Here is a 24381-nt window from a genome sequence, read left to right on the forward strand (position 1 = left end):
CGTTGCCCTGTTTGCCACGCTTTTTGTTTGCCTGTCCTTTACCTCGTTCTGACACTGCCTGCGGTCTGCCCGATCGCGCGCCCTGCATCTGTCCCCAAGTGATGCCCTTCGCGCGCACCAGACACGCCACTTGCCGCCGCCGTCGATCAGACGCGCGGCGGTTTTTTTATGGCTGATGGTCAGCTTTGGGGCAGGGTCTGTGTCATCGCGGCGGCTTCGGCTGCTGCCTCAATCGCCAGCAGGATAGAGGCATGGCGGTTTTTGTAGTCGCGCGCCGGGGTCAGCACCACAAACCCATCAAAGGGCGCGGGCGGAACCGGGCCCGCGTCTTTCAGCATAGCGCGCAAGGCGTCGCGGCCAAGTGCCAGTTCAGCCGCCGTGCGCCCGATCACGACATGGCCCAGCACCGCAGCAGCCGCCTGACCCAAGGCGCAGGCTTTGACATCTTGTGCAAACGCGGCCACCCGGCCAGCTTCCATCACCAGATCAACCGTCACCGTAGACCCGCACAAGGGCGAGCGTTTGCGCACCGTCGCTTGCGGTGCGGGCAGGCGGCCATGATGCGGCACATCCGCCGCAAGGGCGAGGATCTGGCCGGAATAAAGTTTGATCAGGTCGGTGTCGCTCATGTTTGTCCGGTTGCCTTCGCTCATGTTTGTCCGGTCGCCTTGGCTCATGGCGCTTTTCCTTTGGTCAATCCTTAGATAGACCGATCCCTCGCGCCCGCCAAGGAGAACCCCGATGGCATTTGACCCTGCAAGCCTAAAGTATGACGCCAATGGCCTGATCCCTTGCATCGCCCAAGACGATGTGACGGGCGATGTGCTAATGATGGCATGGATGAACGCGCAATCCGTGGCGCAGACCCTTGCCACGGGCCGCGTCACCTATTGGTCACGCTCACGCTCGGCGTTCTGGGTTAAGGGCGATACCTCGGGCCATGTGCAGCATCTGGTGGAATTGCGGGTGGACTGTGACCGCGACTGCCTGCTAGTGCGGGTGCAACAAGAGGGGCCAGCCTGTCACACAAACCGTCGCTCGTGCTTTTATACTGCGGTGCGGGATGGGAACGAGGTGGTGACGATGCAACCGATGACGGAACCAAAGGCCGGGTCCGATAGTTGATCTAAAGTATCACCTTTTGCCGCTGCTGCCCTTGACCTTCGGCGCGGAAACGCTCCTATTTGCCGCATAACACTCCAATAGTCCGCTAGAACCGACAAAGGAACACCCCATGGCTTTCACGCTTCCCGATCTGCCTTATGCCCACGATGCACTGGCCCCGTTTGGCATGTCGAAAGAGACGATGGAATATCATCACGACATTCACCACAAAGCCTATGTCGATAACGGCAACAAGTTGATTGCCGGCACCGAATGGGAAGGCAAGTCGGTGGAAGAGATCGTCGTTGGCACCTATAACAAGACCGCCGTGGCCCAAAACGGCATCTTCAACAATGCCAGCCAGCACTGGAATCATGCCCTTTTCTGGGACATCATGGGGCCGGGCGAGAAAAAGATGCCGGGTGCTTTGGAGAAGGCGCTGACTGAGTCGTTCGGTTCGGTTGACAAGTTCAAGGAAGATTTTTCCGCCGCTGGCGCGGGCCAGTTCGGATCGGGCTGGGCTTGGCTGGTGAAGGACGCGGATGGCGCGATGAAGGTCACCAAGACCGAAAACGGCGTCAACCCGCTGTGCTTTGGCCAGACCGCATTGCTGGGCTGTGATGTGTGGGAACACTCCTATTACATCGATTTCCGCAACAAGCGCCCTGCGTATCTGACCAACTTCCTTGACAAATTGGTGAACTGGGAAGCCGTCGCTGCCCGTATGTAAGGCCAAGCCTTTGTTCTGAAATGAAAACCCGCGCAATTTACTTTGTGCGGGTTTTTGCTGTGGTCAGGGTGTCACACTTCCCAAGCATGATAAAATTCCCATCTGGAGGGGACATAGAAAAAAACAACGGGAGGGTGCGATGCCAATGCGGACACGTGATTGCTGGATTGTGGTGGTGGATGGTGCCGGGGCGATGATTCTGGAAAATGCGGGCACTGTGGCTGCGCCCGATTTGCGGGTGATTGACCGGATTGAGACGCCAAGACCGGAAGGGCCGCCCGATCCTGCGCTCCGGGCGGTGCAAACCGGGCAGTCTCGGCCGGTTGAGGTCAGTGACCGCACCCGGTTGGCCGAAACTGCGATGATTGCAATGCTGATGACGCGGCTGACGTTTGCCGTGCGTCAGTCACAGATGACCCGGCTGGCCATCGCCGCCCCGCCACATCTGCTGGAAGCGATCCGCACCCGGCTGGACGATAATCTGCGCAGCAGGGTGGCGATCATGGTGCCCAAGACGCTGACGCAGCATCCGTTGGACAAGATCGTCAACTTGATGGCCGAAGCGATGCAGCGTGCAGCGTGAGCCTTGCGGGATAAATATCTGCAAACGCTCAGGAAAGATGATTTTCCAACTGGGCCAGAAGGCCCGGCACATCCGGCACTGAAATATAGCTGCTGCGCAGGGATTCCTCGGCAAATCCCTGCGCAACCACATGGTTCATAAGTTGGATCAAGGGTTGCCAGTAACCATCTGTATCCAGAAGGAAAATCGGCTTGGTGTGCAGGCCGATCTGCCGCCACGTCAGCACTTCGAAAAACTCATCCAGACTGCCTGCGCCGCCGGGCAGCACCACGATGGCATCCGAGTTCATGAACATCACCTTTTTGCGTTCGTGCATGTCTTCGGTGATGACCAACTGGCCCAGATCGCGCTTGCCCTTTTCCATGCCCATCAAATGCGTCGGGATCACGCCCATTGTGCGTGCCCCCGCAGTCAGGGCGGCGCGCGCCACTTCGCCCATCAGCCCGACATCGCCCGCGCCGTACACCAGCCGCCAGCCGTGATCTGCAATGCCCTGACCAAGACTGCGGGCCGACTGTGCGTAGGAAGGCGACAGGCCTGGGCGTGATCCGCAAAAGACACATATGGAACGAAGCGGGGTCATGGGGGCCTCATGTTGGGATTTTCGTTGCAAGCCCAGTGATATCGGGGTTCCTATGCAAAGGAAAGCAGGGGCCGGTAACAGGTCCGGCGCGCCGGATCAGGTCCGGCGGGGGAAGCGACGGGGAAATGCGATGTCGGTCTGGACAGAGATGAGCGTGGCCGTGCGTGCGGCAGGGGTTGCAGCAAGTGCGGCTGTGGTGGCGGTTGTGGTTGCGTTGATCTGGCCGGAACGCGCACCAGAGATTCCAGTCGCCCCGCACACGCCTGTGCCTGTGGCAGCTATGCCCACACCCGCGGCGACAGTGACTGCCGAGGCCGCGCCAGAACCAGAAGTAGCGGTGGCGGCTGAGGTCGCCCCAGAGCCAGAACCGACAGTGACGGCTGAGGTCGTGCCAGAGCCAGAGGGCGATGTGGCCCCTGTGGTCGAGGTCGCGCCAGACCCCGTGTTGCCCAGCTTTGACAGCTACCGGGTGGAGGCGGATGGCTCTGCCGTGGTGTCTGGCCGGGCCGAGCCATCGGCGCAGATTGCGGTTCTGGTCGATGGGGTGGTTGTGGCCGAGACACGGGCCGGAACCGATGGCGCGTTTGCCGCGCTGTTCACGCTCCCGCCAAACGCGTTGCCCAGCTTGATGACTCTGGGACAGGTTATGCCGGGGGGCAGCGCGCTTGCATCGGCTCAATCCATTGCCCTTGGGCCGATTGCGGGGCCGGTTGTTGTTGCGGCGGCACTGCCAGAGCCAGTGGTCGCGCCAGAGGGTGCAGCCGTGAGTGATGAAGTGGCTACGCTGGCCGAAGTTGCGGCCGAAGTTGCTGCCGAAGATGTAGCTCAAGATGCTGAGGTGCCAGAGACGATTGCACTGGCCGAAGTGGCCCCAGACCAAACCCCTGCGCCGCCCGTCGCCCTGCTGGTGACCGAAGATGGCGCGACGGTGGCGCAGGCCCCGGTGTCCGCAGCAATGCAGGCCCCTGCCTCGACCGGGGCGGCCGCCTCGTCTGATGACGTTGCGGCGGTGCTGCTGGATGCGATTTCCTATTCCCCGACGGGCGCGGTGCAACTGTCGGGCAAAGGGCAGGCTGGCCAGTCGGTACGGATCTATCTGGACAACGCTCCGGTGGCCGATGCGCCGGTGGCGGCAACGGGCCTGTGGCAGCTGACGCTGGGCGATACCTTGCCGGGCATCTACACCTTACGGGTGGATCAGGTGGACGACACCGGCAAAGTCTCGGCCCGCTTCGAGACGCCGTTCAAGCGCGAAACGCTTGAGGCTTTGGCGACACTGAGCCAAGCCGGGACTACGCTGGCCACACCAACAGCCACAGACACCGCACTTGCGCAGGCAGACCCGGCACCAGACTTTGCGCCTGTGACACAAGGCGATGTGCTGGCACCACCGTCTGCACCCGTCGATCCGACACCGCCCCAGACAGTCGTTGCATCCGAAGCGGCGCCTGTGGTGCCTGATCCGGGACCCGTGCCCGCGCCAGTACCAGCAGATGCCGCTGCTGCCCCGGTGGAACCGCCGCCGCCTGTCACCATCACCGTTCAGCCCGGCTTTACCCTATGGGGTATCGCGCGGGAGAATTTTGGCGATGGCGTGCTCTATGTGCAGGTTTACGAGGCCAACCGCGACAAGATCCGCAATCCGGATCTGATTTATCCGGGGCAGGTCTTTACGATTCCGGCAAAACCTTAAGCTGGCTCTGGCCATTCCGCGCCAAGCCCCCTAGATATCAGGGCCGAAAAGAGGCCCCCCATGTTTGATCCGACCCCCAAAGACGCTCCGGCCACTGGCTTTCAGACCATGGCACGCGTGATCCCTTATCTTTGGCCACCGGGTCAGAATTGGGTCAAGCGACGGGTGGTGGCATCCCTGACGCTTTTGGTGATGGCCAAGGTCGTCTCTGTCACCACGCCTGCGCTGTATAAACAGGCTGTGGATGCGCTTGCGGGCGATGCACCGGATGCGGCCACTTTGCTGGGGCTTGCGGCGGTGGGATTAACCATCGCCTACGGCATGGCGCGGCTGCTGACGGTCATGTTCAACGAGGCGCGCGATGCGGTGTTTGTGCGCGTGGGCCAGCGCGCCTTGCGCCAGCTTGCGCTGGAGACGTTCACCCATATTCACCGCCTGTCCTTGCGCTATCACATCACCCGCAAAACTGGCGGGTTAAGCCGGATCATTGAACGCGGGGTCAAGGGCGTCGATTTTCTGCTGCGCTTCATGCTTCTGTCGATCGGGCCGCTGATCCTTGAGCTGTCGATGGTCTCAATCATCTTTGCGGTGGTGTTTGGCTGGCAATATGCGGCGGTGGTGGTGGTGGTCATCGCGATCTATGTGGCCTTTACCTTCAAAGTCACCGAATGGCGCGTGGCGATCCGGCGCGAGATGAATGCGCAAGATACCGATGCCAACCAGAAGGCCATCGACAGCCTGCTGAACTTTGAGACGGTCAAGTATTTCAACGCCGAAAGCATGGAAGCGCAGCGCTATGACCATGCGATGCAGCGCTATGAGGTGGCGGCGGTCAAGACCGGGCTTTCGCTGGCATTCCTGAACCTTGGGCAGGCGTTTCTGATCACGACGGGACTGGTCATCGTGATGGTGATGGCGGCGCGCGGTGTGCAGGCGGGCCAGTTGACCGTGGGCGATTTCGTGATGGTCAACGCCTATATGATCCAGATCACCATGCCCCTGAACTTCCTTGGCACGGTTTACCGCGAAATCCGGCAGGCGCTGGTCGATATGGGCGAGATGTTCGGGCTTTTGGGCCAACCTGCCGAAGTGAAGGATAAGCCCGGTGCGCCGGATCTGTCTGTGACGCGTGGCGAGGTGGCGTTTGATGATGTGCGCTTTGATTATGATCCCACGCGTCCGATCCTGAAGGGGGTTAGCTTTACTGTCGCTCCGGGGCAGCGCGTGGCGCTGGTCGGTCCGTCAGGGTCTGGCAAATCGACCATCGGGCGGTTGTTGTTTCGGTTCTATGATGTGACCAGCGGTGCGATCCGGATTGATGGCCAGGACCTGCGCGATGTGACGCAAAGCAGTGTGCACGGCATGATCGGCGTGGTGCCGCAAGATACCGTGCTGTTCAACGACACGGTTTATTACAACATTGCCTATGGCCGTGCCGGGGCCTCACGCGATGAGGTAGAGGCGGCGGCGAAAGCGGCGCGCATCCATGATTTCATCATCTCTTTGCCCGAGGGCTATGAGACAACGGTGGGTGAGCGCGGGCTGAAGCTGTCGGGTGGCGAAAAGCAGCGGGTGGGCATTGCGCGCACGCTGCTGAAAAACCCACCGATCCTGATACTGGATGAGGCGACATCGGCACTGGACACTCAGACCGAGCGCGACATTCAGGACAGTCTGCTGGCGATGGGGCAGGGGCGCAGCGTGATCACCATTGCGCACCGTCTGTCCACTATTGCGGATGCCGATCAGATCATCGTGCTGGAAGCGGGCGAGATTGTGGAGCGCGGCACGCATGACATGCTGCTGGCCAATGGTGGGCGCTATGCGGCGATGTGGGCGCGCCAATCGTCTGAGGAAGAGGAAGCGGCGGCGTAACGCCGCGTTCTTCTCACTTGGCGGGGGCCTATTCGGCGGCGTTGCGGATGGGATAAGGCGCCTGAGGCTCGGCGCTGTCTTCCCACAAGATCAACGGGCCTTTGACCGCGCGGGCGGCTCGGGTCAGGGCCAGATCGCGCGCCTCGACCGACCCCGCACCATGTGCGAGTGCGGACAGCCGCGCCCAGCCCCGATACGCGCCCGCCCAGAACCAGACCCGCAGCGCGAGCAGTGATGGCGTCAGCACCAGCGTGAGTACGGTGGCGATGCCAAGGCCGAAGACGACCGCCGTTGCCAACTGCTTCCACCATAGCGCCGAGGGGCTGTTGAGCGTATAGCCGCCGCCCAGAAAATCGACTGACAGGCCAAACATCATGGGGGCCAAACCCGCCATGGTGGTGATCGTGGTCAGCAAAACCGGGCGCAGGCGCTGTTCGGCTGTGCGGGTGATTGCCTCCAGCTTTGGCATGTAGCGGCTGAAGTCCTGATAGGTATCGATCAGGATGATGTTGTTGTTCACCACGATGCCAGCAAGCGCGACAATCCCGGTGCCGGTCATGATGATGCTGAAGGTCTGGCCCATCACCAGCATGCCGATCAGAACCCCGGTGGTGGACAAGACCACCGCCAAGAGGACCAGCACCGCATTATAGACCGAGTTGAACTGCGCCAGCAAAATGATGAACATCAGCCCCAGCGCGCCTGCAAAAGCCTTGGCCAGAAACGCCCCGGCCTCGGCCTGATCTTCCTGATCGCCGGTCCATGCCCAGTTGACCCCTTGCGGCAGCGGATTGGTGGCAAGCCACGCATTCAGCGTGCTGATCCGCTCGGTCGCGTTGATCGGCACACCATCCGCGCGGGTCAGGCCGGGGGCCACGTCGGCTTTGACGTCATAGACGCGGGATTCGTTCACCCGGTCGATGCGGCCCAGTTTGGCCACTGGTTTGCGGCTGATGAAGTTGGACAAAGGCACCAGCCCATCGGCGGTGCGCACCTTGAGCGAATCGAGGGTGGACAGCACCCGGTCACCTTCGGGAAGGCGGACGCGAATTTCAATTTCCTCGTCCGAAGAGTCCACCCGCATCGTGTCCAGCATCACGCCGCGTGTCACCAGTTGCACCATGCCGCCCACGGTGGCGACATCCGCGCCAAAGCGGCCTGCGCGGGCGACATCGACGGTGATTTCCCAGTCGATGCCGGGCAGAGGGCGGGTGTCTTCGATGCCGATGATGCCCTCCATCGTCGCCATCTGCGCGCGGATGGTTTCCACCGCAGTGCCCAAAGCGTCGAAATCATCGCCTGACAAGCGCAGGTGCAAGGGCTTGCCGGATGCCGGGCCGGACGCCTCTGCCAGCACCTCTATCCGTATGCCGGGCAGGGCTTGCAGGCGGTCTGTCAGACCAGCGATGATGCTGTCACCGCCAAGCGCGGGATCATCCTTGCGCGCGCTCCATGGGGCCAGTTCCAGCTGGATTTGGCCCACGCTGTCCAAGGGCGATTGCGCGCCGCCGGTGTTGGAGTTCAAGCCCCCGGCGCCTGCAAAGGAAAAGGTGGATTTCACCCCCGGCGTGCCAACCACCAGCGCCTCGGCCTGTTGCAAAATCGCGTCTTTTTCGGTCAGCGACAGGTTGCCGCGCGCCTGAACATAGACGATGGCTTGTTCCGGTTCGGTGGCCACAAAGAATTCCACCCCTTTGCCGTTTTGTGCGTAGATCCCGAAGATCAGCACCACAAAGCCGACCACGGCCGCAATCGACACCAACGGCATCACCGGGTTGCCGGTCAGAAAGCGGATCACCCGACCAAAAGGGCTGCGCCGGTAGCCCGACACGACGGGCGCGCGGCGGACCGGTTTTGCGGCCTCCAGCGTGATCGAGGCTGCAAAACCGCCCAGCATCACCAGCAGCGCACCGGGCAGCAGCGACGCCACACGCGGGCTGAGCAGCAGCACCACGCCGGCAAACAAGACTGCCAGCGACAGCACGACAAGGAACAGCCGCAGCCACAAGGGGCGCGGACGCAGCATGGCGGCGATGGACTCTAACTGACGGGTGACGCGTCCAGCAACACCGCCGACCACCGGCACATAGATCAGCGCCACCAGAAGTGAGGCCGACAGCACAAAAATCAGGGTGACTGGCAGCATCCCCATGAATTCACCAGCGACACCGGGCCAGAACAGCATTGGCAAAAAGGCGCACAGCGTGGTCGCGGTAGAGCTGACGATGGGCCAGAACATGCGTTTGGCCGCTTCGGTATAGGCGGCCATCGGGCCAGAGCCTTCCTGAATTCTGGTATCGGCGTATTCGACCACCACGATGCCGCTGTCCACCAACATCCCCACGGCCAAAATCAGCCCGAACATCACGATATTCGACACCGAAATGCCCATCACCGCGAAAAAGGCGAATGTCAGCAGGAAGCTGGTCGGCACCGAAAACCCGACCAGCAGGGCTGACCGCGTGCCAAGCGTGGCCAGAACCACCACCATCACCAGCGCAATCGCGGTCAGGACCGAGCCTTCAAGCTGGCGCACCATGCCTTCGACATTGGTGGATTGATCCAGAGAAGCGGTGACAGACACCGACCGGCGCAGCGGTTCGGGCCAAGCTGCGACTTCGGCCGCCACCACGTCTTGCACAAGGCGCGAAGTGTCGATCAGGTTAAAGCCTTTGCGTTTGACCACCTGAATGGCCACGGTCGATTCGCCGTTGAAGCGGGCGGTGCCGGTCGGGTCTTTGAAGGTCAGGTTGATCTGCGCCAGATCGCCAAGCGTAATGGTGCGGTCGCCGTTGACCTTGACCGGCAGGCCGTAAACCTGCGCTGCCGAGTTGAAGCTGGAAGGTATCTTGACCGAAAACGCCCCGCTTGCGGTTTCCACCTCTCCGGCCGCGATCAACTGGTTGTTTCGGGTGACAACGGTGATCAGCTCGGCGGCGGTGATGTTATACGCCTCCAGCTTCAGGGGGTCGATCAGCACCTCCAGCATCTCATCGCGGTGGCCGGCCAGTTCGGCTTTCAGAACAGGTTCCAACGCGGCGATGCGGCTTTGCAGATCTTTGGCGGCGCGCAGCAGGGTACGTTCGGGCACATCGCCCGACAAAGCGATCACCAGAATGGGAAATTCGCTGAAATTGATCTCATTGACCGAGTATTTGTCGGCCCCTGCCGGGAATTTCGCCTCGGCGGTGTTCATGCGGTCGCGGACATCGGCGATGATCTGGGTTTTGTCCCAGCCAAATTCAAATTGCAGCGCCACGCCGCCATAGTTTTCCGCTGCCGTGCCGGAAATGGTCTTCAGCCCGTCAAGCCCTGACAGTTCCTGCTCCATCACCTTGACCAGCAAGGTTTCAGAATCGGCGGCGGAAATGCCGGGGAAGGGGACCGAGACAAACAGCGCGGGGATGTCGATATCGGGCTCGCCCTCTTTGGGCAGGCTGACATAGGCCAGCACACCTGCCGCGACGGATAGGATGATGAAGGCCACCACCATACGGGCGCGTGCAGCGGCCCAGTCGACAATGCCGGTCATGGCGCAGCCTGTTGCATGGTAACGGTTATGGCGGTGCCATCGGTCACATATTCCTGACCAAGGGTGATGACCGTGGCCTGATCGGGCAGGCCGGTCACCAGCATCCCATCCACCGTGTCGCGCAGCACGGTCACGGGAGCAAAGCTGGCGCGGTTGTCGATCGCCAGCCGCACCCCCAGCACACCCGCATTGTCCAGCGTCAGGCTGGAGGCAGGCAGCAAATGTGCCATCACCCCGTCAGCGGCCACCAGCATTTCGGCAGTTTGCCCGTCACGGATCGCAAGGTCGGTGTTGGGCACCGTCACCTCGACCCGAAAGGTGCGGGTGGCGGGATCTGCCGAGCGTGACAGGAAGGTGACCCGCCCCTGCACTTCGCGCCCCGAGATCAACCGCGCGCCCGCCATGGCCCCGACAGAGATGCGGTCCACATCGGCCTCTGGCACGAACCCCACCAGTTTGATCGGATCAAGCTGGATCACGGTGGCACAGGCCCCGCCGGGTTGCAAAAGGCTGCCCAGCTCGGCGGTGTCGGTTTCCAGCAGCCCTTCAAACGGGGCGGTGACCGTCAGGCGCGCGATGTCGATGCGGATGGCATCCAGTGCCGAGCGGGCCGACTGCACCCCGGCACGGGCCGATTCCAGCGCAGCATCCGCGCTGATACGGCGGGTTTCCGAGGCAAAGCCGCCCTCGCTCAGCCGGTTGGCGGTGTCGGCGTTCACCTCGGCCTCGCGCAGGCGGGCCTGAGCTTCGGCCACGCGGGCCTCTGCCTCGGCGGCTTGCTGGCCCCGCGTGCCGGGGTCCAGTTCGCACAGCGGCTGCCCTTGGGTGACGAACGCCCCGCGCCGCAGGGGTTCAGACCGCACCAGCCCGCCGGTTTCGGCGCGCACCTCAACCTGACGCGCGGCTTCGGTGCGGCCACGGGCTATTACGGCGTTTTGCACCATGCTGGCTTGCGACTGGGTGGCCACGACGGAAATCGTGCCATCGGCTGTGATAGTGGCTTGCGGTGCGGTTGGCGCGGCAGGTTCGGCGGTGGTTGTGGCCATCAGGCGGTCACGTTCAAACACCGCAACGTATAGCGTTGCGGCCACAGCCAGTGCGGTCAGGGGGGGAAGGATACGCATAGACACCTTTTCAAGCCGCTCTTGCACTGCTTAATCTAGGTCTTGTGCCGCGCCGCGGCAAGCCGTGTGCAGGCGCGGGGTGTGGTGCAATGCTGGCGCAGGGCTTGGCAAGCCCTTGTCCTTGCGTGTAAGACAGGGCCAAAGGGTGTGGTCTGGTCCGGTTTTGGGCCATACACCGCCCAGTCCGGTTCTGAAGCGCCTTTTGAAAGCCAAAGTGACGTGAGCAATCCCGAAAGTTTCATCCAGGAAGTCACGGAAGAAGTGCGCCGTGACAAGCTGTATTCCTACTTCCGCAAGTATGGCTGGATTCCAGCGCTTATCGTGGTGGCCGTTGTCGGCGGCACGGCCTGGACCGAATGGTCAAAGGCGCGCGATGCCGCACAGGCGCAGGCGTTTGGCGATGCCGTGCTGGATGCGTTGGATCTGGGCAGCGCGCAGGACCGGCGCGAAGCTTTGAGTGCAGCCCCCGCAGATGGCCCGCAACGAGCGGTTTTGTCACTGTTGCTGGCCTCGGACCCGACCGAGGATCGTGCAGGCAGCCTGACCGCGCTTGAGGCATTGGCAGCGGATGCGTCGCAACCGCAAAGCTACCGCGATCTGGCCGTTCTGCGCCGGGTGATCCTTGCCGGGGCCGATCTGTCGATTGCGGATCGCCGCGCGGCTCTGGACCCTGTGGCGGCCCCCGGTCGGCCCTTCCGGCCATTGGCGCTGGAGCAGTTGGCCTATCTTCTGGTGGAAGAAGGCAACACCGAAGGCGCAATCACCGCCTTGCGGGCGCTGACACAAGATCAGCAAGCCCCTGCAGGCTTGCGCGGGCGGGCGGGACAGATGATTGTGGCACTTGGAGGCGGGACCGTCTCTGCGGCGGGTGACGCAGGGTGATGACGCGTGGCTGGCAAGGGTCCGAGGGAGTGAATCAGGTGGTGAAACAGAAGCGCAACTTGGGACTGTCGGCACTTGCCGCTGTCATGCTGCTGTCTGCGTGCGAACGCGAATTGATCCTGCCGGGGGAACGCTTTCCGGTGCGCGTGGATCTTGATGCCTCTATCCCGGTCGCGGGTGAGCCTGCGCCAGTTGCCCCATCCTCACGCCCCGTCAACCAAAGCGTGCCGATTTCTTTGCCTGCTGCTGCGGCGAATGCTGATTGGACCCATCGCGGCGGATCGGCGCGTCATGCGTCTCCGCATGGGCGGCTCTCAGCGGCCCCGGCAAGGGTGTGGAGCGCGAATATCGGCACCGGTTCCAGCCGCAAGAACCGTATTTCGGCTGCGCCTGTGGTGGCTGATGGCCGTATCGTCACACTGGACAGTCGCGCGCGTGTTGTTGCTACGGGCACCAATGGCGCGACGCTATGGCAGACTGAACTGGCCGCGGACTTTGACCGGGGTGGTGAGATTTCCGGCGGTGGTGTGGCGCTTGGCGGTGGAATGGTGTTTGTGGCGACCGGCTATGGCGAGTTGATTGCCCTGCAGGCTGGCAGTGGCGCGATTGTCTGGCGGCAGCGTTTGGCCAGCCCGGTCTCTGGTGCGCCAGCCTATGATGGCGGCACGGTCTATGTGGCCACCCGTGATGGTGCGGGCTGGGCGGTGGATGCGCGCAACGGCAAGGTGCAGTGGACTGTGCCGGGCTTGCCCAACGCTTTGGCGGTCACCGGGTCTTCGGCCCCGGCCGTGACAGACCGCAACGTAGTTTTCCCTTTCCCCAGTGGCGAATTGGTGTCGGCCCTGCGCCTGAATGGCGTGCGGGTCTGGGGCGCGCCCGTCACCGGGCAGCGTCCGGGGCGTGGGTATCAGGGGCTGGTCGATGTGACTGGCGATCCGGTCATCGTGGGCAGCACGATTTACGCGGGCACTGCAGCGGGCCGGACTGCGGCGATCAACGCAGGCACGGGTGAGCGGATCTGGACAGCGGTAGAGGGCGCGATGAACCCGCCGCTTGTAGTTGGTGGATCGGTGTTCGTGGTGAATGACGAGGCCCGTCTGGTCCGTCTGGACGCCGCCACCGGTGAGGTCATCTGGATGGCCGACATGCCCTACTTTGAAAACGAGCGGCCAAGGCGCCAAAAGGCGATCACTGCGCACTATGGCCCGGTTCTGGCGGGTGGTCGTGTGGTCGTGGTGTCGGGCGATGGCGTGCTGCGGCTGTTTGATCCGACCAATGGTGCGCTTGTCGGCACCGGGCAGATTCCCGGCGGCGCGGCGGCAGCCCCGGCACTTGCGGGCGGCACGCTTTATGTCGTCAGCACCAACGGGCAACTTCACGCTTTCCGTTAAGGCCAAAGCCCTGTATGGGGAACGGCTTGAATGATACCGGATCCGTATAAGACATGAGCTTTACCCTCGCCATCGTGGGCCGCCCCAATGTGGGCAAGTCAACGCTTTTCAACCGCCTTGTCGGGCGCAAGCTGGCTTTGGTCGATGACCAGCCGGGGGTGACCCGCGATCTGCGCGAGGGTGACGCCAAGCTGTTCGACCTGCGCTTTACCGTCATTGACACCGCCGGGTTGGAGGAGGTTACCGATGACAGCCTTCAGGGCCGGATGCGGCGTCTGACCGAACGCGCTGTCGATATGGCCGACATCTGCCTGTTCCTGATTGACGGCCGTGTCGGCGTGAACCCGTCTGACGAGGTGTTTGCCGAGATCCTGCGCAAAAAGGCCGCGCGGGTGATCCTGGGTGTGAATAAAGCCGAAGGCCGCGCCGGCGAAGATGGCGCGCTTGAGGCGTGGTCGCTGGGTCTGGGCGAGCCTTTGCGCATTTCTGCCGAACATGGCGAAGGGATGGACGATTTGTATCGTCTTCTCAAGCCGTTGGAGGGTGAATTTGCCGAACGCGAGCAAGAGAATACCCCGCTGACCGATGTGGATATCTCGGAAGAAGACGCCGAGGTTGAGGCGGATGAATTTGCGCACCGGCCCACCATCAAGAAACCGCTGCAAATCGCGGTGATCGGTCGCCCGAATGCCGGGAAATCGACACTGATCAACAAGATCATCGGCGAAGATCGCCTGTTGACCGGACCAGAGGCCGGGATCACCCGCGACGCGATCTCGGTGAAATCGGATTGGCTGGGCACACCCATTCGGATTTTTGACACGGCGGGGATGCGCAAGCGCGCGAAAGTCGTTGAAAAACTTGAGAAGCTCTCGGTCGCTGACGGCTTGCGCGCGGTGCGCTTTGCCGAAGTGGTTGTTGTGCTGCTGGATGTCGATATTCCCTTTGAATCCCAAGACTTGCGGATCGCAGATTATGCAGAGTCTGAAGGTCGTGCGGTCGTGGTCGCGGTCAACAAATGGGATCTTGAGGATGAAAAGCAGGACAAGCTGGCCGAACTGAAGGAAATGTTCGACCGCCTGCTGCCGCAGCTGCGTGGCGCGCCTTTGGTTACGGTTTCGGCCAAGACAGGCCGGGGGCTTGACCGTTTGCACGACGCCATCCGCCGCGCGCATGACACGTGGAATCGTCGGATCACCACCAACCGGCTGAACACATGGCTGGGCGCGATGACAGAGGCACACCCGCCGCCAGCACCGGGCGGCCATCGGATCAAGCTGCGCTATATCACGCAGGTAAAGACGCGCCCGCCGGGGTTTGTCATCAAGTGTTCACGGCCCGAGGAATTGGCGGAAAGCTATAAACGCTATCTGGTCAATGGTTTGCGCGAACACTTTGATATGCCGGGCACTCCCATTCGGTTGTTCTTCCGCTCTCAGGCAAATGACAATCCTTTCAAGGAACGCAAATTCCATACGCCCAGCCGTCTGCGCAAGCATATGGACAAGAAATAGGCAAATCCGTCTGACCTTTGAGGTCACGGGCTTTTCATCATCTGCGCCCCATGATAGGGACGCGCCGCAAATCACGGGCGCAAGGCAGGGGCCTTGACCCAACACAGGAGACGCCGAAATGGCCATCGAACGCACGCTTTCCATCATCAAACCCGACGCCACACGCCGCAATCTGACCGGCAAGATCGTTGCCAAGTTCGAAGAGGCGGGCCTGCGCGTAGTCGCATCCAAGCGCATTCACCTGACCGCGGCACAAGCTGGCGCGTTTTATGCCGAGCATTCTGAGCGTGGCTTTTACGGCGAGCTGTGCGATTTCATGGCATCCGAGCCAGTGGTTGTGCAGGTTCTGGAAGGTGAAGGCGCAATTGCCAAGAACCGCGAAGTGATGGGTGCCACCGATCCGGCACAAGCTGCTGACGGCACCGTGCGCAAGGATTTCGCACTGTCCAAAGGCGAAAACTCGGTTCACGGGTCCGACAGCGCCGAGTCGGCTGCACGCGAAATCGCATTCTACTTCTCGGGCCTTGAACTGGTTGGCTAAGGGGCCTGGGGCGGCTCGCGCCGTTCCACCACGCCAAAAAACGACAGGGCCGCCTCCAGATCGGAGCGGCCCTTTTCCTTTGTGCCGATGATGCTGGATTTGATCGCATCAAAGCGTTTGCGCAGGGCAATTTGTTCCGCCCCCTTGCAATCGTTCCACGGACGGCCCTGCAAACCCATAACCAGCACATAATAGCCGATGAAATGCGGGGCGCTGCCCGATAGTAGCAACCGCCGATACGCATCATCTGCGCCGATTGCCCGCAATTCGGCGGCAGTGTGGATGCCTGCCTTGGCAAAGGCCAGTTCCGACGCGGGGCCAAGGTTGGGAATTGAGGAAACCGGATCAGACGACATGAGGCACCTTCAGAATCAGAACGGGGCCAGCGTTACTGCTGACCCCGTCTTATTCAAGCGTGTTCTTTGTATGTTCTTCAGATCGCCGCCCAATCCTTGAAGATGGGCGTGCCGCCCTGCTGCTGCGGTGCGGGTTTGCCGCCTTGCTGCTGCTGGCCGCCTTGTTGGGGCGTTGAATTCTGCTGGGGGGTCATTTTCTGCTCCATCTGACCGTTTTGCCTGCCGTATCTTCAGCATTGGCACGGCAAAGGGCCGCAACAAGACGAAAACATGACATTGCCGCGACGCTTTATGCTGCCTGTGGAAAAGCCGCAACAGATGATGCGATCACATTGTCGAATTGTGCGAAGCGTGGCGAAAGCGCGCCGACGCCTTGGGGGGAATGCCGTCGCCGGGCAACCGACCGCCTCAAGCGCCTTGATCGCTGGGTGTGGGCTGACCAATGCGCAGAGATTGCGCGGCTACCTAGGGGCAGGGGCATGGACATAAAAGATGTTGCCACCCGCGCGGGCCTTGGCTTTCACATTAGACGATTGCCGCATGCTTTTGGCGCTGTATGAAGATCAGGGGCGCGGATCGCGGAAAAGATCACCGCTCTGCGCGTGTCAGAGGCGATCTTGACCGGTCTGGCCAACGTCTGCATTGGCGACACGCGCCCAGATCGCCCGATCCTTGCTGACCCAAAGACCCCACCCAAAACCGCCCAAACTCTGCCAGCCCCTGAAGGACCACAGATGACCACGCCCACCCCTGTTTTTGATGGCCACAATGACCTGCTGCTTCGGCTCTACAACGCCCCCGGCAGGCGCGAACAGATCTGGCTGACGGGGGAGGGCAAAGGCCATCTTGACTTGCCGCGCATGCAAAAATCGGGTTTCGCCGGGGGTATGTTTGCCATCTATGTACCTTCAACGGGCGGGGCAAACGCGGCGGGCCTCGATGCGTCGATGGACGCGCCCCCCTATGATCTGCCCTTGCCCGCCATGGTGCCGCAAGATCAGGCGCTGCGCGTGGCCCAAGGCATGGCGCGCGATCTGGCTTGGATGGTAGACAGCAGCGGTGGCGCCTTCCGCCTGTGTGAAACGGTGCTCCAGATTGAAGCCGCGCGGGCGCAGGGCATCATTGCGGGCGTCATGCACATGGAAGGCGCCGAAGCGATTGATGCGGATTGTGCAGCGCTTCACGATTTTCACGCTCTCGGCCTGCGCTCGATCGGTCCGGTCTGGAGCAGGCCGACGATCTTTGGTCATGGCGTACCGTTTCGTTTTCCGGGCGATCCCGATACCGGACCGGGGCTGACAGACGCGGGCAAGCGGCTGGTCAAAGAATGCAACGCGCTCAAGATGCTGATCGACCTGAGCCATCTGAACGCCAAAGGCGTCGAGGACGTAGCCCGGATCTCAACCGCGCCGCTGGTGGCCACCCATTCCAACGCATGGGCCGTCACCCCCTCCACCCGCAACCTGACCGACCGCCAACTCGGTCAGATCCGCGACAGCGGCGGCTTGGTGGGGCTTAACTTTGCCACCGTCTTTCTGCGCCCCGATGGCCGCAACTCCCCCGATATGACGCTGGACCCGCTGTTGCGCCACCTTGATCACCTGATCAGCCATCTGGGTGAAGACCACGTGGGCTTTGGCTCGGATTTCGACGGGGCCACGATTCCGGCTCCCATGCGCGATGTCACCGGCCTGCCAGTATTGCTCGACGCTCTCACCGCCCATGGCATAGACGCCGCACTCCTCCAGAAGCTTGCTTGGGGCAACTGGATGGCCGTGCTGCGCCTCACCTGGGGCCATTGACCCTGCCTCTGAACATTTTCTGTTTTCAAGTATCCCGGGGGGAGGCGCGAAGCGACGGGGGGCTGGCCCCCCGTCACCATCAGCCGCTCAAAGCAGCGATTTGGCCTTGGCCACTGTCGCCTCTGCCGTGATCCCGAACTCGGCATAGAGCCGCTCTGCCGGAGCCGAGGCACCAAAGCCGTGCATCCCGATGAAGCCCGATTTTTCGCGCTTGCCGCCCTCACCGAACAGCCAGCGGTCCCAGCCAAAGCGGATGCCCGCCTCGACCGCCACACGCACAGCACCCGGTGGCAGCACTTTGCGGCGGTAAGCGTCGTCTTGCTCCTCAAACAGCTCCCAGCAGGGCATGGACACGACGCGGGTGCCGATGCCTTCGGCTTCCAGCAGATCGCGGGCTTTCAGCGCGATTTCCACTTCGGACCCGGTGGCCATCAGGATCACCTGACGCTTGCCCGTGGCATCGGCCAGAACGTAAGCGCCTTTGGCCACAAGGTTCTGGTTGGTGTGGGTTTTGCGCACTGCAGGCAGGTTTTGCCGCGACAGGGCCAGCACGGTTGGCGTGGTCTTGGTCGACAGCGCGATTTCCCACGCTTCCGCCGTTTCCACCAGATCGGCGGGGCGGATCACATAGGTGTTGGGGGTCGCGCGCGAAATCGCCAGATGTTCAACCGGCTGGTGGGTCGGGCCATCCTCGCCCAGACCGATGCTGTCATGCGTCATGACATAGACCACCGGAATCCCCATCAGGGCCGACAGGCGCATTGACGGGCGGGCATAGTCGGTAAAGCACATGAAGGTGCCGCCGTATGCCCGCACGCCGCCGTGCAGTGCCATGCCGTTCATCGCCGCAGCCATCCCGTGTTCCCGGATGCCGTAATAGACGTAGCGGCCCTTGCGGTCCTCGGGCGTGAAGGTGCCCATGTCGGGGGTCTTGGTGTTGTTTGATCCGGTCAAGTCAGCCGATCCGCCGATGGTCTCGGTCATCACTGGGTTAACGGCGGCCAGCACCTTTTCGGATGCGGCGCGGGTGGCCAGCTTTGGCAGATCTTCCACAGCCTGCTTTTTTACGGCGCGTATGGTGGCCGACAGTTTGTTCGGCGCGTCGCCTGCAAAGATGCGGGCGAACTCTGCCTGTTTACCGGGTGACAAGGTGGCTAGGCGGGCTTCCCATTCGGCGCGGGCGATTTTGCCTTTGGCACCAACGGTTTCCCACCAGGACTTGATATCAGCAGGCACCTCGAACGGGCCGCCGGGCCAGCCGTAACCGTCCTTGGCGGCTTGCAACTGGGTCTTGTCGGTCAGCGCGCCATGGCCTTTGGACGTGTCTTGCGCGGCGTGACCGATGGCGATGTGGGTCTTGCAGGCGATCATCGCAGGGCCGGACGATGCCTTGGCGGCGGTGATGGCGCGGTCGATGTCTTCGGGGTCATGCCCGTCGCAGGAAAACACATCCCAGCCAGAGGCCGCAAAGCGCGCTTTCTGGTCGGTGATATCCGAGATCGACACTTTGCCGTCGATGGTGATGCCATTGTCATCCCACAAAACGATCAGCCGTGACAGTTGGTGCTTGCCCGCAAGGCCGATGGCTTCTTGGGAAACACCTTCCATCAGGCAGCCGTCGCCGGCGATGACATAGGTATAATGATCCTGCACCTTCGCACCCCAGCGTGCGCGCAGGGATTCTTCGGCCATGGCAAAGCCGACGGCGTTTGAAATGCCCTGACCCAGCGGGCCGGTGGTGGTTTCCACACCCGTGACATGGCCATATTCCGGGTGGCCCGCGGTGATAGCGCCCCATTGGCGGAAATTCTTGACCTGATCCAGCGTCATATCGGCGTAGCCAGTAAGATACATCAGACTATAGAGCAGCATCGAGCCATGACCCGCCGACAGGATGAACCGGTCCCGGTCGGGCCAGCGTGGGGCGCTTGCGTCAAACTTCAGGTGGTTGGAGAACAGTACGGTTGCCACATCGGCCATGCCCATTGGCATGCCGGAATGGCCTGAGTTGGCGGCGGCCACGGCATCCAGCGTCAGAGCGCGGATGGCGGTGGCGCGCATCCAATGATCGGGGTGGCGGTCGCGCAGGGTCTGGATGTCCAAGGCCGGGCTCCTCATACTTGGATCGGTGCGTATTCAGGGTTCCTTACCACCCCAGACGGCAAGATCAAGCACAGCGGCCAAGGTGTTGACGATATGGGGCGTTCCTTGGGCGCGCTTTGCGCTAAGATCGGGCTTGACCTGTCCTTGCGCGATTCGCACCTATGGTCAGGACGGATGAAAAACCGGGACAGCCGGGAAAGAGGGGGCATGGATAACATTGCCGAGTTGGAGCGTCGGATCACTGCGGCGCTGATGCGGATTGGTGACGGAGTGGAAACCCTGTCAGTTTCTGGCGGTGCAGATCCGGGGGGGCCGGTGGCGACCTTGGCCGATGGCGTGGCCGAGGCCGAAATCGCCCGTCTGAATGAGGCGCTTGACGAAGAACGCATGCTGAGCGCCCAGTTGCATGAGCGGTTGCGCGCCGTTCGCGATCAGGACGCGGGCAAACGCCAGGGGCTTGAAGCCGAGGTTGAGCGGCTGACCAAGCTGCTTGATGTGCAAGGGCTTGAGCTGCATCGGCTGAAAAAGACCGTTGTAGGATTGCGCGAACAATTGCGCCTGATGACCGAGGCGCAGGCCGAGGGGCGGGTAGAGCCGCATCTGATCAACAAGGCGATGCTGACCGAGCTGGAAACGCTGCGCGCCTTGCGCGCCGCCGAAGCGGCAGAGCTGGACGAGCTGATTGCCGCCCTTGATCCGCTGGCCGGACCGAAAGAGGAGGTGTCACAGGATGCCTGATGTAACAGTCTCCATCGGCGGGCGCGATTTTCAGGTCGCCTGTCAGGTCGGCGAGGAACATTTCCTTCGCGCTGCCGCCGCCATGCTGAATGCCGAAGCGGAGCCGCTTGTGCAGCAGATGGGCCGTCTGCCCGAAGCGCGCATGCTGCTGATGTCGGGGCTGATGCTGGCCGACAAGACTGCGGCGCTGGAAGATGAAAACCGCCAGCTGAAGGAAAGACTGACCACACTCGAGGCGCGGCCTGTGCCTGCGCCTGAAAAGGTGGAAGTGCCGGTAATCCCGCCGCAAGTATTTGAAACCATGGCGGAAATTGCCGCGCGGGCCGAGGCTTTGGCAGATCGGATCGAAGAGCGGGCACAGGGATGAGGTCGCTTTTTGCTGTGGGTCTGATCGCTTTGGCAGACCAAGCCGGTGCGGCACCTTTGGACGTGCAAAACCTGCGTTTTAAGTGTGACCGCGATGTCGAGGTGCCGGTGGTCTTTGTGACCGGGCCAGAGGATGCGGTCGCTGTGGTGCAGATTGATGGCGGCCAGTTCCTGCTGTACCGCGAACCGGCCGCATCCGGGGCCAAGTATTCATGGCCATCGGACGGGGCCAGCTATGTGCTGTGGTCAAAGGGCAATGAGGCAACAATTTATTGGCGTGAAGCCGGTAAGGAAAGCCCGCTGCTGACCTGCGTTGTACAGATGCAATGAAAAAAGGCCCGCAGCTTTCTGCGGGCCTTTTCAATTTATTGCGCGGCGTTGTTAAGGTGATCCCTTAAGGGGCATTGGCTTCGCGGATTTTTTCTGCCGCAGCTTTGTCATAGGTCACGCCCTTGGCTTCAAACAGCGCGTCCAGTTCGCCGGACAGGGTCATCTCGGTCACGATATCGCAGCCGCCGACAAATTCGCCCTTCACATAAAGCTGAGGAATGGTGGGCCAGTCGGAAAAATCCTTGATGCCCTGACGCACCTCGGCATCGGCCAGCACGTTCACATCGGCAAATTCAACGCCCATGTAGTTCAGCACCCCGGCCACGCGAGACGAGAACCCGCATTGCGGCATCATCTTGGTGCCTTTCATGAACAGCACCACGTCGTTTTTCTCAACGGTATCCTTGATCTGGTCTTGTGCGCTCATCTGCGAGTTCCTTTGATTATTCTGGTGCGCGGGTGGTCAGCGCCAAAGCGTGCAATTCGCCATGCGAGCCATCCATCTTGCCCTTGAGTGCGGCATAAACTGCGCGCTGCTGCTGCACGCGGTTCATACCACGGAAGGATTCATCGACCACTTCCGCCGAAAAGTGCTGACCGTCATCGCCCTGCACCGTGATTTTGGCCTGTGGAAAGCTGGCACGGATCAGGGATTCGATATCGCGGGCGTCGATGGGCATGGTCGGCTCCTGTTTTGGTCTTACAGCCAAATCTAGGGTGCGGCGGCGTCGGCTGCAAGGTGGCTTTGGGCTGTGCGCTACAGCCCAAGTGCGGTTTCAAACGCCGATCTGTAGATCTGGCTCAGCGTGGCAAGTGGGGCGGACTGACCGCCAAAGGTGACCGCATCGCCGCCAAAGCGGCCTACGACCGTTGCGGGCACGCCAGCCGCATGCGCCGCACCCTTCAGCCCGTGCAGCACCTGCGGATCAATCGCCACAAGATAGCGCGCCTGATCTTCGCCAAATAATGCGGCGATATCACCAGTTTCCAGATCAATGCCCAGCCCGGCAGCTTCGGCCATCTCAAACGCGGCCAGCCCCAGACCGCCGTCAGACAGGTCGGTGCAGCAGCGCAGGGATTTTCCATGTGCCCGGATGAAATCGCCCGTGCGCTTTTCTGCGGCCAGATCAACATGCGGTGCGTCGCCCGCCTCGATCCCGAACGCTTCGGCCAGCAGGGCGGATTGGCCCAGATGCGTGCCGGCGCGGCCTATCAGCACCGCCAGATCGCCAGTTTGCGGCTTGCCGTGGATCAGGTGATCCAACGTCGGCAGAATGCCAACCGCGCCGATGGTGGGCGTGGGCAGGATGCCCGAGCCGTCAGTTTCGTTGTAAAGCGAGACGTTGCCCGACACGATTGGCATATCAAGCGCCGCGACCGCCGCACCGATGCCTTTGATCGCGCCGACCAGCTGACCCATGATTTCCGGCTTTTCCGGGTTGCCGAAGTTCAGGTTGTCGGTGGTGGCCAATGGGATCGCCCCCATCGCGGTCAGGTTGCGATACGCCTCGGCGACGGCTTGTTTGCCGCCCTCAAACGGGTTGGCTTTGACGTAGCGCGGGGTGACATCAGAAGTAAAGGCAAGCGCCTTGGTGGTGCCATGCACCCGCACCACGCCTGCGGGCAGGCCGGGGGTGATGAGGGTGTCAGCACCAACTTGTGAATCGTATTGCTCCCATACCCAGGATTTATGGCCATAGCTGGGGCTTGAGATCAGAGCGTGCAGAGCATCAAGCGGGGCAATCGCCGGAATGTCTCCCAGGGGGGCGGCGGTCGGGGTCTCAATCCATGGCCGGTCATATTCCGGCGCGGTCGAGGAGAGTTTTGACAGCGGCAGATCTGCTTTGACATCATTGCCATGCAGGATGAGGAAGCGGTCTTCGGGGATGGTCTCTCCAACGATGGCGAAATCGAGATCCCATTTGACGAAAATCGCGCGGGCCACGTCTTCCAGTTCCGGTTTCAGAACCATCAGCATCCGTTCCTGGGATTCCGACAGCATCATTTCATACGCGGTCATGTTGGTTTCGCGCTGCGGCACGTCGGCCAGTTGCAGCTTGATGCCAAGGCCACCCTTGTCGCCCATCTCCACGGCAGAACAGGTCAGGCCAGCCGCCCCCATATCCTGAATAGAGATCACCGCGCCCGATTGCATCAGTTCAAGACAGGCCTCCAGCAGGCGCTTTTCGGTGAAGGGGTCGCCAACCTGCACGGTGGGCCGCTTTTCCTCGATGGTGTCGTCGAATTCGGCAGATGCCATGGTGGCACCACCGACGCCATCACGCCCGGTTTTGGCGCCAAGGTAGACAACGGGCATACCGACGCCAGACGCCACCGAGTAGAAAATCTTGTCGGCATCGGCCAGACCTGCCGCAAAGGCGTTGACCAGACAGTTGCCGTTATAGGATTTGTGAAACCGCACTTCGCCGCCGACAGTCGGCACGCCAAAGGCATTGCCGTAACCGCCCACACCTTCGACCACGCCCTTGACCAGATACGCGGTTTTCGGGTGTGAGGGCAGGCCAAAGGACAGCGCGTTCATCGCGGCAATCGGCCGAGCGCCCATGGTGAATACATCGCGCAGAATGCCGCCAACGCCGGTGGCAGCGCCTTGATGCGGCTCGATATAAGAAGGGTGGTTGTGGCTTTCCATCTTGAAGATGACCGCCTGACCGTCGCCGATATCGACCACGCCCGCATTTTCACCCGGACCGCAGATCACCTGTGGGCCGGTGGTGGGCAGGGTGCGCAGCCATTTCTTGGACGATTTATAGGAACAATGCTCGTTCCACATCGCCGAGAAGATGCCAAGTTCGGTAAAGTTCGGCTCGCGCCCGATGATGTCGAGGATCCGCGCGTATTCATCGGGGTTGATCCCGTGCTTGGCGATCAACTCGGGCGTGATTGCGGGTTCGGTCATCAAAGCCTCCGAAAGGATACCGGTCTTGGGTGGGGCTTTAGGGCATGTCCCGCGAAAGGGGAAGGGCAAAGGCGGCAGTCAGGGGCGCGGCAGTGCCGGGAATCGTCTGTGGCGCGCTGGAAATTCTGCACCGCCTGTTTTGACACCTCTGCGCGCAAATGCTGCCTATAGTCCGAGCAATTTTGGGGCGAGCGTCTGAAAATAAAAAAAAGGC

Annotated in this window: 23 protein-coding genes; 13 read left to right on the forward strand and 10 right to left on the reverse strand. The window is 61.7% G+C overall.

Features of this window, described 5'->3' with window-relative positions; translation table 11 throughout:
- Nucleotides 1–179: 179 nt before the first annotated feature.
- Complete coding sequence (locus tag Q8K08_RS19840) at nt 180–629, reverse strand: iron-sulfur cluster assembly scaffold protein (RefSeq protein ID WP_304799090.1); 450 nt, start codon at nt 627–629, stop codon at nt 180–182.
- A 112-nt stretch (nt 630–741) separates the two neighbouring features.
- Between Q8K08_RS19840 and hisI the strand changes: the two genes are divergently transcribed.
- From hisI to Q8K08_RS19855, 3 genes are all read left to right on the forward strand, one after another.
- Entirely contained in the window at nt 742–1125 is a 384-nt protein-coding gene (gene hisI / locus Q8K08_RS19845) for a phosphoribosyl-AMP cyclohydrolase (protein WP_304799036.1), read from the forward strand.
- 109 nt (nt 1126–1234) lie between these two features.
- Nucleotides 1235–1834 carry a superoxide dismutase gene (locus Q8K08_RS19850; RefSeq protein WP_304799043.1) on the forward strand — a complete coding sequence of 200 codons (600 nt, stop codon included), beginning with the start codon at nt 1235–1237 and terminating at the stop codon, nt 1832–1834.
- A 139-nt stretch (nt 1835–1973) separates the two neighbouring features.
- The gene (locus tag Q8K08_RS19855; protein ID WP_304799060.1) at nt 1974–2417 is read left to right on the forward strand and encodes a host attachment protein; all 444 of its coding nucleotides are present in this window, start codon (nt 1974–1976) and stop codon (nt 2415–2417) included.
- A 28-nt stretch (nt 2418–2445) separates the two neighbouring features.
- On the opposite strand, the gene Q8K08_RS19860 is transcribed toward Q8K08_RS19855, so the two are convergent.
- Entirely contained in the window at nt 2446–3000 is a 555-nt protein-coding gene (locus Q8K08_RS19860) for a TIGR00730 family Rossman fold protein (protein ID WP_305251496.1), read from the reverse strand.
- 130 nt (nt 3001–3130) lie between these two features.
- Here Q8K08_RS19860 and Q8K08_RS19865 point away from each other — a divergent pair, with 130 nt between their 5' ends.
- On the forward strand, nt 3131–4693 hold the full coding sequence (locus Q8K08_RS19865) for a LysM peptidoglycan-binding domain-containing protein (protein WP_305251498.1): 1563 nt from the start codon (nt 3131–3133) through the stop codon (nt 4691–4693).
- 60 nt (nt 4694–4753) lie between these two features.
- A complete protein-coding gene (locus Q8K08_RS19870) occupies nt 4754–6568 on the forward strand; it encodes an ABC transporter ATP-binding protein/permease (RefSeq protein WP_305251500.1) in 1815 nt (604 codons plus the stop codon).
- Between the two features lie 28 nt (nt 6569–6596).
- Here the strand turns inward: Q8K08_RS19870 and Q8K08_RS19875 are convergent, their stop codons facing one another.
- Together Q8K08_RS19875 and Q8K08_RS19880 are read right to left on the reverse strand one after the other, a co-directional pair.
- Nucleotides 6597–10100: an efflux RND transporter permease subunit gene (locus Q8K08_RS19875; protein ID WP_305251502.1), complete on the reverse strand. Its 3504-nt coding sequence runs from the start codon at nt 10098–10100 to the stop codon at nt 6597–6599.
- Nucleotides 10097–11224 (reverse strand): efflux RND transporter periplasmic adaptor subunit, encoded by a 1128-nt coding sequence (locus Q8K08_RS19880; RefSeq protein ID WP_304804073.1) that lies wholly within the window; start codon nt 11222–11224, stop codon nt 10097–10099. Before Q8K08_RS19880 ends, Q8K08_RS19875 begins: the two co-directional genes overlap by 4 nt.
- 219 nt (nt 11225–11443) lie before the next feature.
- On the opposite strand from Q8K08_RS19880, the gene Q8K08_RS19885 reads away from it, so the two are divergent.
- The 4 genes from Q8K08_RS19885 to ndk all read left to right on the forward strand — a co-directional run bounded on the left by Q8K08_RS19885 (nt 11444) and on the right by ndk (nt 15552).
- Complete coding sequence (locus tag Q8K08_RS19885) at nt 11444–12106, forward strand: hypothetical protein (protein WP_305251504.1); 663 nt, start codon at nt 11444–11446, stop codon at nt 12104–12106.
- A 38-nt stretch (nt 12107–12144) separates the two neighbouring features.
- The gene (locus Q8K08_RS19890; protein WP_305251506.1) at nt 12145–13497 is read left to right on the forward strand and encodes a PQQ-binding-like beta-propeller repeat protein; all 1353 of its coding nucleotides are present in this window, start codon (nt 12145–12147) and stop codon (nt 13495–13497) included.
- A gap of 53 nt (nt 13498–13550) precedes the next feature.
- Nucleotides 13551–15011, forward strand: a complete 1461-nt coding sequence (gene der / locus Q8K08_RS19895; protein ID WP_305251508.1) for a ribosome biogenesis GTPase Der — start codon at nt 13551–13553, stop codon at nt 15009–15011.
- Between the two features lie 118 nt (nt 15012–15129).
- Nucleotides 15130–15552: a nucleoside-diphosphate kinase gene (gene ndk, locus Q8K08_RS19900; protein ID WP_304804064.1), complete on the forward strand. Its 423-nt coding sequence runs from the start codon at nt 15130–15132 to the stop codon at nt 15550–15552.
- On the opposite strand, the gene Q8K08_RS19905 is transcribed toward ndk, so the two are convergent.
- Together Q8K08_RS19905 and Q8K08_RS19910 are read right to left on the reverse strand one after the other, a co-directional pair.
- The gene (locus tag Q8K08_RS19905; RefSeq protein ID WP_305251510.1) at nt 15549–15908 is read right to left on the reverse strand and encodes a TfoX/Sxy family protein; all 360 of its coding nucleotides are present in this window, start codon (nt 15906–15908) and stop codon (nt 15549–15551) included. The two genes, ndk and Q8K08_RS19905, sit on opposite strands and share 4 nt — an antisense overlap.
- 77 nt (nt 15909–15985) lie before the next feature.
- A complete protein-coding gene (locus Q8K08_RS19910) occupies nt 15986–16114 on the reverse strand; it encodes a hypothetical protein (protein WP_304804060.1) in 129 nt (42 codons plus the stop codon).
- A 528-nt stretch (nt 16115–16642) separates the two neighbouring features.
- On the opposite strand from Q8K08_RS19910, the gene Q8K08_RS19915 reads away from it, so the two are divergent.
- The gene (locus Q8K08_RS19915) at nt 16643–17710 is read left to right on the forward strand and encodes a dipeptidase (RefSeq protein WP_304804058.1); all 1068 of its coding nucleotides are present in this window, start codon (nt 16643–16645) and stop codon (nt 17708–17710) included.
- 87 nt (nt 17711–17797) lie between these two features.
- On the opposite strand, the gene tkt is transcribed toward Q8K08_RS19915, so the two are convergent.
- A complete protein-coding gene (gene tkt / locus Q8K08_RS19920) occupies nt 17798–19813 on the reverse strand; it encodes a transketolase (RefSeq protein WP_304804056.1) in 2016 nt (671 codons plus the stop codon).
- Between the two features lie 207 nt (nt 19814–20020).
- On the opposite strand from tkt, the gene Q8K08_RS19925 reads away from it, so the two are divergent.
- From Q8K08_RS19925 to Q8K08_RS19935, 3 genes are read left to right on the forward strand one after another with little or no spacing between them, the layout of a single operon-like run.
- Nucleotides 20021–20551 (forward strand): hypothetical protein, encoded by a 531-nt coding sequence (locus tag Q8K08_RS19925; RefSeq protein WP_305251513.1) that lies wholly within the window; start codon nt 20021–20023, stop codon nt 20549–20551.
- Complete coding sequence (locus tag Q8K08_RS19930; protein WP_304804052.1) at nt 20544–20918, forward strand: cell division protein ZapA; 375 nt, start codon at nt 20544–20546, stop codon at nt 20916–20918. Before Q8K08_RS19925 ends, Q8K08_RS19930 begins: the two co-directional genes overlap by 8 nt.
- Nucleotides 20915–21247, forward strand: a complete 333-nt coding sequence (locus tag Q8K08_RS19935) for an MliC family protein (protein ID WP_305251515.1) — start codon at nt 20915–20917, stop codon at nt 21245–21247. Before Q8K08_RS19930 ends, Q8K08_RS19935 begins: the two co-directional genes overlap by 4 nt.
- Before the next feature lie 64 nt (nt 21248–21311).
- On the opposite strand, the gene grxD is transcribed toward Q8K08_RS19935, so the two are convergent.
- The 3 genes from grxD to purL all read right to left on the reverse strand — a co-directional run bounded on the left by grxD (nt 21312) and on the right by purL (nt 24167).
- A complete protein-coding gene (gene grxD / locus Q8K08_RS19940) occupies nt 21312–21674 on the reverse strand; it encodes a Grx4 family monothiol glutaredoxin (protein WP_304801294.1) in 363 nt (120 codons plus the stop codon).
- A gap of 16 nt (nt 21675–21690) precedes the next feature.
- Nucleotides 21691–21927, reverse strand: coding sequence for a BolA/IbaG family iron-sulfur metabolism protein (locus Q8K08_RS19945; protein WP_304801292.1), 237 nt, complete (start codon nt 21925–21927; stop codon nt 21691–21693).
- 77 nt (nt 21928–22004) lie between these two features.
- A complete protein-coding gene (purL, locus tag Q8K08_RS19950; RefSeq protein WP_305251518.1) occupies nt 22005–24167 on the reverse strand; it encodes a phosphoribosylformylglycinamidine synthase subunit PurL in 2163 nt (720 codons plus the stop codon).
- Between the last annotated feature and the right edge of the window lie 214 nt (nt 24168–24381).

The sequence above is a fragment of the Pseudotabrizicola sp. genome (assembly GCF_030684215.1).
Lineage (GTDB): Bacteria > Pseudomonadota > Alphaproteobacteria > Rhodobacterales > Rhodobacteraceae > Pseudotabrizicola.